Origin of the sequence: Streptomyces sp. NBC_00158 (assembly GCF_045160885.1) — a bacterium.
Taxonomy (GTDB): domain Bacteria; phylum Actinomycetota; class Actinomycetes; order Streptomycetales; family Streptomycetaceae; genus Streptomyces.
In genome coordinates this window covers 3,217,214-3,230,379 of sequence record NZ_CP108161.1, presented here as the reverse complement: position 1 = coordinate 3,230,379, position 13,166 = coordinate 3,217,214, and the positions used below count along the sequence as shown (strand labels likewise).

General features: G+C 72.6%; 10 protein-coding genes. 3 read left to right on the top strand and 7 right to left on the bottom strand.

The genetic code is table 11. The annotated features are described in order from the left end of the window. Positions 1-422: 422 nt before the first annotated feature. Both OG553_RS14715 and OG553_RS14710 read right to left on the bottom strand, forming a co-directional pair. Positions 423-1,760: an MFS transporter gene (locus tag OG553_RS14715; RefSeq protein ID WP_405979425.1), complete on the bottom strand. Its 1,338-nt coding sequence runs from the start codon at positions 1,758-1,760 to the stop codon at positions 423-425. A gap of 25 nt (positions 1,761-1,785) precedes the next feature. After that, entirely contained in the window at positions 1,786-2,223 is a 438-nt protein-coding gene (locus OG553_RS14710; RefSeq protein WP_125603236.1) for a MarR family winged helix-turn-helix transcriptional regulator, read from the bottom strand. 128 nt (positions 2,224-2,351) lie between these two features. On the opposite strand from OG553_RS14710, the gene OG553_RS14705 reads away from it, so the two are divergent. Then, positions 2,352-2,534, top strand: coding sequence for a hypothetical protein (locus OG553_RS14705; RefSeq protein WP_007265601.1), 183 nt, complete (start codon positions 2,352-2,354; stop codon positions 2,532-2,534). Here OG553_RS14705 and OG553_RS14700 read toward each other — a convergent pair. After that, complete coding sequence (locus OG553_RS14700) at positions 2,527-3,954, bottom strand: NCS2 family permease (RefSeq protein ID WP_405979424.1); 1,428 nt, start codon at positions 3,952-3,954, stop codon at positions 2,527-2,529. The two genes, OG553_RS14705 and OG553_RS14700, sit on opposite strands and share 8 nt — an antisense overlap. Before the next feature lie 139 nt (positions 3,955-4,093). Here OG553_RS14700 and OG553_RS14695 point away from each other — a divergent pair, with 139 nt between their 5' ends. Further along, the gene (locus tag OG553_RS14695) at positions 4,094-4,405 is read left to right on the top strand and encodes a DUF2530 domain-containing protein (protein WP_405979423.1); all 312 of its coding nucleotides are present in this window, start codon (positions 4,094-4,096) and stop codon (positions 4,403-4,405) included. Between the two features lie 199 nt (positions 4,406-4,604). Next, the gene (locus tag OG553_RS14690) at positions 4,605-7,061 is read left to right on the top strand and encodes an HAD-IC family P-type ATPase (protein WP_405979422.1); all 2,457 of its coding nucleotides are present in this window, start codon (positions 4,605-4,607) and stop codon (positions 7,059-7,061) included. Positions 7,062-7,076: 15 nt separating this feature from the next. Here OG553_RS14690 and OG553_RS14685 read toward each other — a convergent pair whose 3' ends face one another. The 4 genes from OG553_RS14685 to serC all read right to left on the bottom strand — a co-directional run bounded on the left by OG553_RS14685 (position 7,077) and on the right by serC (position 13,136). Continuing rightward, positions 7,077-10,187 carry a sacsin N-terminal ATP-binding-like domain-containing protein gene (locus tag OG553_RS14685; RefSeq protein ID WP_405979421.1) on the bottom strand — a complete coding sequence of 1,037 codons (3,111 nt, stop codon included), beginning with the start codon at positions 10,185-10,187 and terminating at the stop codon, positions 7,077-7,079. Between the two features lie 63 nt (positions 10,188-10,250). Beyond that, positions 10,251-10,889: a class F sortase gene (locus OG553_RS14680; RefSeq protein WP_405979420.1), complete on the bottom strand. Its 639-nt coding sequence runs from the start codon at positions 10,887-10,889 to the stop codon at positions 10,251-10,253. Further along, a complete protein-coding gene (locus tag OG553_RS14675; RefSeq protein WP_405979419.1) occupies positions 10,882-11,667 on the bottom strand; it encodes a hypothetical protein in 786 nt (261 codons plus the stop codon). Before OG553_RS14675 ends, OG553_RS14680 begins: the two co-directional genes overlap by 8 nt. A gap of 350 nt (positions 11,668-12,017) precedes the next feature. Further along, the gene (serC, locus tag OG553_RS14670; RefSeq protein ID WP_405979418.1) at positions 12,018-13,136 is read right to left on the bottom strand and encodes a phosphoserine transaminase; all 1,119 of its coding nucleotides are present in this window, start codon (positions 13,134-13,136) and stop codon (positions 12,018-12,020) included. Between the last annotated feature and the right edge of the window lie 30 nt (positions 13,137-13,166).

The window sequence follows — 13,166 nt, the reverse complement described above, 5'->3', positions numbered from 1 at the left end:
TCCGTCCGTCCCCTCCCTGACGCGCCGCTCGCGCGGTGCGGCGCCGGGGCGCCTTACCGGCTTCGCGCCGCTGCGCCGGACTCCGTCCGTCGGCCCGCCGGGCGGGGCCGGTTCGGGTGGCGGGGGCCGGTGGGTCGGGTGCGGGTCGTTGGCCGCTGCGCGGGGCGAGGTCCCCTACCCTCCCCCAGACTCCGTCCGGGGGGACCCCCACTTCCACCGTTCCCAGGGGCTCCGCCCCTGACCCCGTACGGGCGCTGCGCGCCCGTCGCCTCAAACGCCGGCGGGGCTATCTGTAGCCCCGCCGGCGTTTGAGGCGCTGGGGGCACCTCCCAGCGGTAGCTGGGGGAGGGTCTGGGGGCGGAGCCCCCAGGAGGGGTCCGGGCGCAGCACGCGCGGCCATTCCCCCCCCGCCCGGCCAGGGCTTACGCGGCGGGGGCCAGCTCGCGTCGTGCCACGGCCGGGACGAAGACGACGCCGTGGCGGTTCAGGCGCAGCCGGAGGTTGCCGACGCGGGACAGGACCAGGCCCACGGCGACCGCCGCCGCGAGGGAGATCAGGCCGCCGGCCGCCATGCCCAGGCGCGCACCGTAGGTGTCCGTGATCCAGCCGACGAGCGGGGCGCCGACCGGGGTGCCGCCGGTGAAGACCATCATGAACAGGGCCATCACCCGCCCCCGCATCTCGGGGTCGGTGGCCATCTGGACGCTGGAGTTCGCCACGACGTTGACGGTCAGGCCGAACATCCCGATCGGCACCAGCAGCACCGCGAACAGCCGGAAGCCCGGCGCGAACGCGGTGACCAGCAGCAGCACCGAGAACAGCACGGCCGCCGCCACCAGCAGCCGCAGGCGCGAGTGGCCGCGGCGGGCCGCGAGCAGGGCGCCGGCCAGGGAGCCGGCCGCGATGAGGGTGTTGAACAGTCCGTACGTGCCCGCGTCGCCGTGGAAGACGTCGTCGGTGAAGGCCGACAGCCAGATCGGGAAGTTGAACCCGAAGGTGCCGATGAAGCCGACCAGGACGATCGGCCAGACCAGCTCGGGCTTGCCCGCGACGTACCGCAGTCCCTCGCGCAGCTGTCCCTTGGCGCGCGGCTGCGGGGTGACGGGGTGCAGTTCGTGCGTGCGCATCAGCAGCAGGCCCGCGATGGGCGCGGCGAAGGACAGCCCGTTCAGCAGGAAGGCCCAGCCGGAGCCGACGGCGGTGATGAGCACGCCGGCGATCGCCGGGCCGACCAGCCGCGCGGACTGGAAGTTCGCGGAGTTCAGGCTGACGGCGTTGGCGAGCTGCGCGGGGCCGACCATCTCGGAGACGAACGTCTGCCGGGCCGGGTTGTCCACGACGGTGACCAGGCCGAGCAGGAAGGCGGCGAGGTAGACGTGCCAGACCTGGACGTTCCCGGCCAGGGTCAGCGCGGCGAGTGCGACGCCGGTGAGGCCCATCGCGCTCTGGGTGGCGATCAGCAGCGGCCGCTTGGGCAGCCGGTCGGCGAGTACGCCTCCGTAGAGCCCGAAGAGCAGCATCGGCAGGAACTGCAGGGCGATGGTGATGCCGACGGCGGAGGCGGAGCCGGTCAGGGAGAGGACCAGCCAGTCCTGTGCGATGCGCTGCATCCAGGTGCCCGTGTTCGAGACGACCTGGCCGGTGGCGAAGAGCCGGTAGTTCCGGATCTTCAGCGAGCTGAACATCGAGTTTCTGCTCGCGGTGGTGGTAGTGGTGGATGTATGGCCGGGTGCGGAGTCTGCTCCGGTTCCCGTACTCAAAAGCGTTCGCCTCCTGGCGTCGTTCCTATAGGTGGGCGAGCTTCTCCAGGACGGGTGCGGCCGCGCGGAGCTTGGCCCATTCGTCCTCGGTGAGCTCGGCCGCGAGCCCGGCCAGGAAGGCGTTGCGCTTGCGACGGCTCTCTTCGAGCATCGTCTCGGCCTCCTCGGTCTGGCGGACCACCTTCTGGCGGCGGTCCTCGGGGTGCGGCTCCAGCGTGACCAGTCCCTTGGCTTCCAGCAGGGCGACGATGCGTGTCATCGACGGGGGCTGGACGTGCTCGCGGCGGGCCAGCTCACCGGGGGTGGCGTGGCCGCAGCGGGCGAGGGTGCCGAGCACCGACATCTCGGTCGGGCTGAGCGATTCGTCGACGCGCTGGTGCTTCAGGCGTCGGCCCAGCCGCATCACGGCGGAGCGCAGATCGTTCACGGCGGCGGCGTCGTCGCCATGGGAGAGGTCATGCATGTCTTTAGAATAACTCATTACTCTGTCTAAGGAAAAACGGTTTCCGGGGCCCGCCGTCTCACTCGTACGGGTGAGTGAGCGGCGGAAAGTGACACGCGTGCGCACCCTCTGGCCCGACCCTTTCGGGCATGGGGACACATGTGCTGAGCATGCGCATAGACGGGGAGCTGCTGGAACGGCTCCGGCACCATGCCGCCAAACGCGGAATGAGCGTCCAGGACTATGTGGTCCGGACGCTCATTCGCGATGACTTCGACGAGCGGTTCAAGGCCGCCGTCGACGAGACGGAGAAGTTCTACGGGCTTACGTGAGGCCGAGGGCCGGCATCGCGTAGTAGAAGACGAAGACCGCCGAGACGGCGTACATGGCGGCCGGGACCTCGCGGCCCCGGCCCGTCGCCAGCCGCAGCACGGCGAAGCTGACGAAGCCGATGCCGATGCCGTTGGTGATCGAGTAGGTGAAGGGCATCATCACCATGGCCATGAAGGCCGGGACGGCGATGGTGAAGTCGCTCCAGTCGATGTCCCGGACCGAGCCCGCCAGGATCAGGAAGCCGACCGCGACGAGGGCGGGGGTGGCGGCCTGCGAGGGGACCATCGTGGCGAGCGGGGTCAGGAAGAGCGAGACGGTGAAGAGGGCGCCGGTCACCACGTTGGCCAGGCCCGTACGGGCGCCCTCGCCGACGCCGGCCGTGGACTCCACGAAGCAGGTGGTGGCGGACGAGGAGGTCGCGCCGCCGGAGGCGACGGCCAGGCCGTCGATCAGCAGGACCCGGTTGATGCCGGGGAAGGTGCCGTCCGGCTTCGTCAGCTTGGCCTCGTCGCCGACGCCGAGGATGGTGCCCATCGCGTCGAAGAAGCAGGACAGCAGCACGGTGAAGACGAACAGGACGCCCGTGAGCAGGCCGACCTTGTCGAAGCCGCCGAAGAGGCTGACCTGGCCGACGAGCCCGAAGTCGGGCGCGGCCACGGGGTTGCCCGGCCACTGCGGCACGGTCAGGCCCCAGGCGAGGTCGGGCAGGTCGGTGACGAGCTGCACGGCGACCGCGACGACCGTCATGACGACGATGGAGATCAGGATCGCGCCGGGGGTCTTGCGGATCAGCAGCGCGAGCGTGAGCAGCACGCCGACGACGAAGATCAGGACGGGCCAGCCGTGCAGGTGGCCGTTGCCGCCGAGCTGGAGCGGGACCGTGGTGTGGGCGGCGTCCGGGATGCGGGTGACGAAGCCGGAGTCGACCAGGCCGATCAGCATGATGAACAGGCCGATGCCGATCGCGATGCCCTTGCGCAGGCCCTGCGGGACGGCGTTCATGACGCGCTCGCGCAGGCCGGTGGCGACCAGCAGCATCACGACGAAGCCGGCGAGGACGACCATGCCCATGGCGTCGGGCCAGCTCATGCGCGGGGCCAGCTGGAGGGCCACGACGGTGTTGACGCCGAGGCCGGCGGCCAGGGCGATCGGGACGTTGCCGATGACGCCCATGAGGAGGGTGGAGAAGGCGGCCGTCAGGACGGTCGCGGTGACGAGCTGGCCGCCGTCGAGCTGGTGCCCGTACATGTCCTTCGCGCTGCCCAGGATGATCGGGTTCAGCACGATGATGTAGGCCATCGCGAAGAAGGTGGCGAAGCCGCCCCGGACCTCGCGGGCGACGGTCGAGCCGCGCTCGGAGATCTTGAAGTACCGGTCCAGGCCGGTGGTGGGGGCCGCGGCGGGTGCCGAGGTGCTCATGCGGTCCTCAAACGGGTCTATTGGGCGGTTCATACGAACGAATCCGGTCGTAGACAAACCGTTTCAGTATGAACACATGAACGAAGGGTCGTCCATCTCCGCGCGTAGACCCGAAAACCGGCCACCTAGACTTGGCTCCATGGCGAAGTGGACTGCGAAGCACGAGGCGCCCGAGCCCCTGGAGGGCCCGGTTGTCGCCACCATCACCGGCGGCACGATCCTCTGGTTCGCCGTGTTCCTCGTCCAGCTGCCCTTCTACGGCTGGTTCGCCGACCGCGACCTGCTGTGGTGGGTGTGGACCTGCGCCGCCGGCGGCGGGCTCGGCCTGATCGGCATCTGGTACGTCCGCGGCCGCGACGCCGCCCTCAGGGCTCACGCGGCGGAACAGGCGGCCCGGGCGGCGGCGGATACGGAGGCCGGACCGGCCCCGCAGGCGGGCGGCGGCGCGTAGGGCCGGCCGACCGGACCTCGGAGCGGCCCCGGAGCGGACCTCGGAGCGGCCCCGGCGCGGGCGCCCGAGGTGGCTCCGCCCGGCCGCGCCGGGATGGCCGCCGCCACGGTCGACCTCGGGACGATTCGGGTCATCCTGAAGTCGGATCTTCCGACCGCTCGGCGGGTGAACCGTTCGAACCGCCCTTACCGTCGAAAACATGACGCAGCGGGCGAGGATCGACCATGACGGGCCGGAACGGGCCGGCGGCGCCGCCATCGACGCGGGCGCCGAGCTCGACCCCGTACACCCGGTGAAACCCCCCGCCCCCCGGTTCAAGCCGGCCGGCCTCAGCACCGCCGAGGTCGCCGAACGCGTCGCGCGCGGCGACGTCAACGACGTCCCCGTCCGGTCCTCCCGGTCCACCGCCGACATCGTCCGGGCCAACGTCTTCACCCGCTTCAACGCCATCATCGGCGTCCTCTGGGTGATCATGCTGATCGTCGCGCCCATCCAGGACAGCCTCTTCGGCTTCGTGATCATCGCGAACACCGGAATCGGCATCATCCAGGAACTCCGCGCCAAGAAGACCCTCGACGGCCTCGCCGTCATCGGCGAGGCCAAACCCAGCGTCCGCCGCGACGGCACCACCGCCGAGGTCTCCACCTCCGAGATCGTCCTCGACGACGTCATCGAACTCGGACCCGGCGACAAGGTCGTCGTCGACGGCGTCGTCGGCGAGGCCGACGGACTGGAGATCGACGAGTCCCTCCTCACCGGCGAGGCCGACCCCGTCCTCAAAAAGCCCGGCGACCAGGTCATGTCCGGCTCCTTCGTCGTCGCCGGCGGCGGCGCCTTCACCGCCACCAAGGTCGGCCGCGAGGCCTACGCCGCCCAGCTCGCCGAAGAGGCCTCCCGCTTCACCCTCGTCCACTCCGAGCTGCGCTCCGGCATCTCCACCATCCTCAAGTACGTCACCTGGATGATGGTCCCGACCTCCATCGGCCTCATCATCAGCCAGCTCGTCGTCAAGGACTCCAACCTCAAGGACTCCATCGCCCGCACCGTCGGCGGCATCGTCCCGATGATCCCCGAGGGGCTCGTCCTCCTCACCTCCGTCGCCTTCGCCATCGGCGTCATCCGGCTCGGCCGCAAACAGTGCCTCGTCCAGGAACTCCCCGCCATCGAGGGCCTCGCCCGCGTCGACGTCGTCTGCCTCGACAAGACCGGCACCCTCACCGAAGGCGGCATGGACGTCACCGAACTCCGCCCGCTCGGCGGCGCGGAACCCGCGTACGTCAAGAAGGTCCTCGGCGCCCTCGGCGAATCCGACCCCCGCCCCAACGCCAGCCTCCAGGCCATCATCGACGCCTACCCCGACAGCGCCGAATGGCGCTGCACCGAGTCCCTGCCCTTCTCCTCCGCCCGCAAGTACAGCGGCGCCAGCTTCAGCGAGGGCGACGGCGAGAACAACACCTGGCTGCTCGGCGCCCCCGACGTGCTCCTGCCCGCCGGCGACCCCGCCCTCGAAGAGATCGACGGCCTCAACGAACAAGGACTACGGGTCCTACTGCTGGCCCGCTCCGCCCGCGAACTCGACGACCCCGCCGTCGCCACCGGCGTACGCCCCACCGCCCTCGTCGTCCTGGAACAGCGGCTGCGCCCCGACGCCGCCGACACCCTGCGCTACTTCGACGAACAGAACGTCAAGGCGAAGGTCATCTCCGGCGACAACGCCGTCTCCGTCGGCGCCGTCGCCGGCAAGCTCGGCCTGCCCGGCGCCCACAACACCGTCGACGCCCGCGAGCTGCCCGCCGAACGCGCCGAGATGGCCGAGGTCCTCGACGGGAACTCCGTCTTCGGCCGCGTCACCCCGCAGCAGAAGCGGGACATGGTCGGCGCCCTCCAGTCCAACGGCCACACCGTCGCCATGACCGGCGACGGCGTCAACGACGTCCTCGCCCTCAAGGACGCCGACATCGGCGTCAGCATGGGCTCCGGCTCCGAGGCCACCCGGGCCGTCGCCCAGATCGTGCTGCTCAACAACAGCTTCGCCACCCTCCCCTCGGTCGTCGCCGAAGGCCGCCGCGTCATCGGCAACATCACCCGCGTCGCGACGCTCTTCCTCACGAAGACGGTCTACTCGGTGCTGCTGGCCATCCTGGTGGTGTGCTCGCAGGTCGAGTACCCCTTCCTGCCGCGCCACCTCACCCTGCTGTCCACCCTCACCATCGGCATCCCCGCCTTCTTCCTGGCGCTCGCCCCGAACAAGGAACGCGCCAAGCCGCACTTCGTGAAACGGGTCATGCGCTACGCGATCCCCGGCGGCACGATCGCGGCCGTGGCCACCTTCGCCACCTACCTGATCGCCCGCGCCCACTACAGCGGCCCCGACTCCCTCAAGGCCGAGACCAGCGCGGCCACGCTCGCCCTGTTCCTGACCTCCATGTGGGTGCTCGCGATCATCGCCCGCCCCTACACGTGGTGGCGCGTCGCCCTGGTCGCCGCGATGGGCGCGGCCTTCCTCGTCGTCCTCGTCGTCCCCTGGCTCCAGGACTTCTTCCAGCTCAAGCTGGAGGGCGTCACCATGCCGTGGATCGCCGTCGCGATCGCGGCGGCCGCCTCCGCCGCGATCGAGTTCACCTTCCGGTGGGTGGACCGGCGCTTCCAGGCGTAGCGGCCGCCCGGCCGGTCAGTCGAACCACCGGTCCCGGGCCAGCTCCGCCGTCCGCGACGGGTCCTCCAGCAGGGCCGCCACCTCGAAGCGGCGCGGCCACTGGGACGCCGACCAGGCCAGGCCCGCCGCCACGCCCTCCAGGGTCGCCGCGTGCAGCACCCCGTCCGGGGTGAGCCGCCAGTCCAGCTCCGAGCCGCCCGCCACCAGCTCCTCGTGCTCCACGTACGTCGCCGGGGTCGTCGGACCCAGCAGGATCCGCACCGACTCCGGGACCTCGTGCTCCTCGCCCGGCGTGCTCACCTCCGCCGGGACCGTCTCCGACAGGCGGCGCACCTGGAACAGGTCCGCCAGGTCCCCCGCGCGGGACGGGGAGACCGGGAGGAGGGGGAGGCCCGCCGTCAGCGGCAGCAGGTCGGGGGCGTCGGCCACGACCGCGTCGGCCGCGTCCACCACGACCACCTCGCCGTCCACCACCGCCCGCACCTCGTCCGGCAGCGTCACCTGCTCCGGGTCCAGATCGGCCAGCGCCCCGTACAGGCCGTGCAGCTGGTGCCCGGTGACCTCCCGGTCCGGGTCGGCGAGCCGGCCCAGCAGCTCGGCCGCGCCGCCGGGCTCCTCCAGCAGGGCGCGCACGGAAGTGCGTACGCCCAGCGCCCGCAGCACCTGCTCGTCCTCGAAGCCCGTCGCGTCCGCCGGGGTGTACAGGCCCGCGAGCAGCGGGTCGCCGCCCGCCGCCCGCAGACCGGCCGGACGGCGGCCGTCCAGCACCGGGTGGTCGCGCAGCCACCAGGCGGTGTACGAGCGCACCGACTGCGTGGTCCCGTCCGGGAGCAGGATCCGCACCGGCTGCGTCAGGGCGTCGCGCAGCGGCGGCTGCGCCAGCATCGCCAGCGCCTGGGGCCAGCGGTCGTCGTCGACGAGGTCCAGGTCCCGGACGGCGACCAGCTCGGTCGCCACCGGCGGCACCGGGGTGTCGGGGAACTGGTCGAGGAGGTCCTCGCACCACACGTCGACGGCGTCCAGCAGACCGGCGTCGTCCGGCTCGGCGAAGTCGCCCTCGCGGGGCTCCAGTTCGTCCGGGTCCAGGACCACGTCGGTGGCGCGTACCAGCTGGAACGCGGTCAGCACCCCGCACGCGGCCAGCGTGTCCGCGTCCCAGCGGGCCGCGAACTCGGCGTCCAGGTAAGGGACCTCGTCCTCGCGGAGCACCGAAGCCAGCGGGCTCCCGGCGAGCAGCAGCTCCCCGGCCGGGGCGAGTTCCCCGTCCTCGTCGGGCAGGGCCAGCGCGCCCAGCCAGGGCTCCTCGCCCGGCGCCAGGCCGGCCGCGCGGACCAGGGTCAGGACGGTGTCGGCGAGCTCCTCCGGGTCCGGGGCGTCCTCGTCCCAGATCTCGCCGGCGTCCAGGGAGGCGGCCACGGCGGCGCGGACCTGCGGGGTCGTCAGGACGGCGCGCGCGGTGGCGGGGAGCGCGCCCAGCTTCTCCAGCAGCGGGTGCGCGGCGTCCGGGTGGGCCACCTTCAGGCCGAGGCGGGCCAGGTCGGCGGGGGTGTCCGGGCCGGGCAGCAGGACGTGGCGCGGGCCGATGGTGGTGCGGCCGTCGGCGAGCGGCACGGGCAGGCCCGACAGCCGGTCGGGGTCCACGCCGGCCAGGGTGTCGTAGAGGCGGTGCCACCAGTCCGGGGTGCGCTCGATGCCGGCGATCCGCTCGATGGCGTCGCCGAGCGGCAGCCGGCCCACGCCCAGGGTGCGCAGCTCGGGGCGCCGTTCCAGCCCGGCGGGCAGCAGCGTCGGGAGGACCTCCGCGAGGACCCGTACGGTGTCGGCGCCGGCGCCCTCCACGACCTCGGCTTCGAAGGGCCGCAGCGAGGGGAGTTCCTCGGTGGGGGCGGCCGGGGCGAGGAACGCGGTGCGGGGCAGCCGCTGGAGGACGGCCGCGCGCAGGGCGCCGTCGAGCGGGCTCCCGCCGAGCGGGCCGGGCACGAGGTCGACCAGGCCGGTGCTCACCGGCTCCCAGGCGCCCAGGAGTTCGGCGTACGCGTCGGCGGCGCGCTCCACGAGGAAGTCGGTCAGCGGGCCGGGCGCCGGGTGGCGGCGGGTGGTGTCCAGCGGCAGGGAGGCGATGAGCAGGGCGGGTACGCCGAGGGGCTCGTCGGTGGGGGTCGGGGCGTGCACGACGGGCGCGGTGCGGGGGCGTACGGGGGCCCCGTCGGGGTCGACGGGGGCGGCCCAGGTGACCGTCCAGTCGGGCCGCAGTCGCTCCTCGACGGGCCGGTCGGCGAGGAGGGCGGGGTCGATGGGGCCGGTGTGGCGGACGGTGCGCCAGCGGTGGGTGCCGGAGGCGGAGTCCTCGATGACGGTGTACGGGCCGTCCATGCGGCGGAAGAGGACGCGGTGCCCGGCGGACGGGGTTTCGACGACGACCTCGCGCAGCCCGGGCAGGGTCAGCAGCAGGGCGTCGTCGATGCCGGCCAGCAGGCGTTCGGCGAGGTCCTCGGCGGCGGCGTCGCGCAGCGGGAGGACGACGACGGTGTCGTAGCCCTCGGGGGCGGTGCCCTCGGCGGGCAGCGGCAGCCGCAGCAGCGGTACGTGGCCGTCGCGGCGGCGGAGTTCGTCGCCGAGGCCGGGGCTGAAGGCGGCGGCCTCCCGGGCCAGCTCGCGGGCCTCGGCGAGGGACCAGCGGACGCCGCCGTGGCGGCCGAGCACCGCCGGCTCGTCGGAGACGGCCAGCACCGCGGCGAAGCCGACGCCGAAGCGGCCCACGGAGCCCTGGTCGTTCTCCCGCTTGGCGGAGGCGCGCAGGGTGCTCAGGGACTCCACGCCCGTCGCGTCCAGCGCGGCCCCGGTGTTGGCGGCGGCCAGCACGGCGGGACCCTCGGGTCCGGCGGGGTGCAGGGTCAGGCGCAGCCGGCCGGGGACCTTGGCGCGGGCGGCGGCGTCGGCGGCGTTCTGGGCCAGCTCGACGACGAGCCGGTCCCGGTAGCCGCCGAGCGCGAGGTCCTCCTCGGCGTTGGCGTCCTCGCGGAACCGGGCCGGGCCCGCGCCCCACGAGTCGAGCACCCCGCGCCGCAGCCGGGCGGTACTGAAGGGGTCCGTGCCGCTCTGGGCCGCCGTCACTCGTACGTTCACGCCGCATGCCTCCACGCTGTACCGCGTACTGCCTCTGGAGTGCTGAAGGTATCGCGTGGGGGGCTACGCCCTGCCCGTGAGGTGGGCGAACACGACGACGTTGGAGTCCCAGTGGCGGTCGGCGGTGAGGTCGCCGCCGCAGGTGATCAGGCGCAGTTCGGCCTTGCCGTGGGTGTCGCCGTAGACCTTGCCGGTGGGGAAGGCGTCCTTCTTGAAGGTGTCGACGGAGTCGACGGCGAAGACGGCGGTGGTGCCGTCGGCGCGGTGGACCTCGATCTCCTGGCCCTTCTTGAGGGTCTTGAGGTTGTAGAACACGGCCTCGGGGACCTGCGGGGTGTCCATGTGCCCGACGATCGCGGCCGCGCCGGCCTCGCCGGGGGTGGGGCCCTCCTTGTACCAGGCGGCGTCCTTCGGTTTGGCGAAATCGGGTTCCTGCATGATGCCCTGGGCGTCGAGTCCGACCGTGTCGAGCGGGGCGTCGACCTTGATGCCGGGGATCTCGATCCGGTCGGGGACGGACGCGGGGAGGACGGAGCCGGGGAGGGCGGAGGCGGGCGTCCGGGGGGTGGGGCCGGTCCCGTGCGCTTCGGCGCCGGCCGAGCAGCCGGTGGCCAGGGCCAGGGCGAGGGCCGGTGCCCCCGCCAGGGCGGCCGCGCGGCGTACGCGGCCGCCCCGGCGGCGGGAGGGGGCGGTCTCAGGCATCGGCGGGGGCCTGGCCGGTGTTCACGGAGCCCTTGGGGGTCTTGTGCTCGGAGGGCTTCAGCGGTGCGGGCTTCACGTCCGGGCCGCCCTTGGCCTCGACGGAGAACTTGACGGTGTCGAACTTCTTGCCGCCCGCGAAGGCGTCGACCCCGTAGTAGCCGGTCCTGACGTCCTTGGCGACGACGGCGGTGCCGGTGAAGGTGCCGTGGCCGTCGTTCCTGAGGTCGACGCGGCCGCCGGCGAAGGCGTCGGACTTCACGTAGGCGTCCTTGACGTCCTTGGCGGTGGTCTTGACGGTGACGGTGACCTTGTCGCCGGGGCGCCCGAAGTTGGTGGAGAGGCGGAGGCTGGAGGAGGCCGGGGTGGGCGGCTTCGGGGCGTCGCCCTTCTTCACGGTGAGCTGGGCGGTGGCCTGGAGCTTGGTGCCGTCGGGGGCGCTGCCGGTGAGGGATACGCCGTAGGAGCCGTCCTTGACGTCGGCGACCTTGGCGGTGCCGCTCCAGCTGCCGTCCTTGCCCGGGGTGAGCTTGACGTCGCCCAGGGCGGCGGAGGAGACCGCGAGGTTCTTGGAGCCGGCCGGGGCGGTCACGGTGACGCTGATGGCGTCGCCGGGCTTCACGGGCGAGGAGGGCACCTCCACGCGGGCGGAGGCGGCGGGGTGCGTGCTCGCGGTGGGGGAGGGAGCGGGGGAGGGGGTGCCGGCGGCGAAAGCGGTGGCGCCGCCGAGGGCCAGCGACGCGGTGAGGGCCGCGGCGGTGAGGGTGAGTGCCTTGCGCATGGGTTCCTCCTGAACGGAACGGACCGGCCGGGGGTCGTTCCCGGCACACCGGACAAGAGGGGCATCACGGGTGTTTGGTTTCGGGGTCCGAGCGGTGCCGGGAGGGGCGGGCCGAAGGTCCCGGAGGGGGGACGTGCAGGTGGGGGCGGGGTGGTGGGGGTCCGTTTACGGGGTTTTTGCCCCGAATTTTAGGACCAAAGTCCCGGGTGGGGGTGGGGGTGGGGGTGAAGGAGAACGCGGGAGCCCCCGGCGCCGGGAAGGCGCCGGGGGCTCCACAGGTACGGGACGAGGGGCGGTGGGGCCCGTCAGGTCCTCAGGTCCTCAGGCCGTCAGGCCGTCAGGCCCTCGGGTCAGAGCTGCTCGATCACGTAGTCGATGCAGGCCGTCAGCGCCTGCACGTCCGCCGGGTCGATCGCCGGGAACATCGCGACGCGCAGCTGGTTGCGGCCCAGCTTGCGGTACGGCTCGGTGTCCACGATGCCGTTGGCGCGCAGCACCTTCGCCACCGCGGCCGCGTCGATGTCGTCCGAGAAGTCGATCGTGCCGATGACCGCGGAACGCTTGTCGGCGTCCTGCACGAACGGGTTCGCGTACTTCGACGCCTCCGCCCAGCCGTACAGGTTCCGCGCGCTGGCCGCCGTACGGCCCGTCGTGAACTCCAGACCGCCCTGCGAGTTCATCCACCGCAGCTGCTGGTCCAGCAGGAAGAGGGTGGACAGCGCCGGGGTGTTGTACGTCTGGTTCTTGAGGGAGTTGTCGATCGCCGTCGGCAGCGAGAAGAACTCCGGGATGTGCCGGCCCGACGCGTGCACGCGCGCGGCACGCTCCAGGGCGGCCGGGGAGAACGCGGCCAGCCACAGGCCGCCTTCCGAGGCGAAGGACTTCTGCGGGGCGAAGTAGTAGACGTCGGTCTCGGTGATGTCCACCGGGAGGCCGCCGGCGCCCGAGGTCGCGTCCACCAGGACGAGCGACCCGGCGTCCGCGCCCGCGACGCGCTTGACCGGCGCCGCGACACCCGTCGAGGTCTCGTTGTGGGTGTACGCGTACACGTCCACGCCCGCCTCGGCGACCGGCTCGGGGTGCGTGCCCGGCTCGGAGGAGATCACGGTCGGCTCGTCCAGCCACGGCGCGAGCTTCGCGGCCTTGGCGAACTTCGACGAGAACTCGCCGAAGGTGAGGTGCTGGGACTTCCGCTCGATCAGACCGGCGGTCGCGACGTCCCAGAAGGCGGTGGAGCCGCCGTTGCCCAGGATCACCTCGTAGCCCTCGGGCAGGGAGAAGAGGTCCCGGAGACCCTGGCGCACCGAGCCGACCAGGTTCTTGACCGGGGCCTGGCGGTGCGAGGTTCCGAGCAGGGAGGTACCGGTGGCGGCGAGGGCGTCCAGCGCCTCGGTCCGCACCTTGGAGGGGCCCGCGCCGAAGCGTCCGTCGGCGGGCTTGATGTCAGCGGGAATCTGGATCTCAGCCACGAGCGGAGCGTATCGGGTCCCGGACCGCGT

Excerpts from the sequence above, each read along its gene's own strand:
- OG553_RS14710 (WP_125603236.1), bottom strand. The coding sequence starts at position 2,223 with ATGCATGACCTCTCCCATGGCGACGACGCCGCCGCCGTGAACGATCTG.
- OG553_RS14705 (WP_007265601.1), top strand. The coding sequence starts at position 2,352 with ATGGGGACACATGTGCTGAGCATGCGCATAGACGGGGAGCTGCTGGAA.
- OG553_RS14700 (WP_405979424.1), bottom strand. The coding sequence starts at position 3,954 with ATGAGCACCTCGGCACCCGCCGCGGCCCCCACCACCGGCCTGGACCGG.
- OG553_RS14695 (WP_405979423.1), top strand. The coding sequence starts at position 4,094 with ATGGCGAAGTGGACTGCGAAGCACGAGGCGCCCGAGCCCCTGGAGGGC.
- OG553_RS14690 (WP_405979422.1), top strand. The coding sequence starts at position 4,605 with ATGACGCAGCGGGCGAGGATCGACCATGACGGGCCGGAACGGGCCGGC.
- OG553_RS14680 (WP_405979420.1), bottom strand. The coding sequence starts at position 10,889 with ATGCCTGAGACCGCCCCCTCCCGCCGCCGGGGCGGCCGCGTACGCCGC.
- OG553_RS14675 (WP_405979419.1), bottom strand. The coding sequence starts at position 11,667 with ATGCGCAAGGCACTCACCCTCACCGCCGCGGCCCTCACCGCGTCGCTG.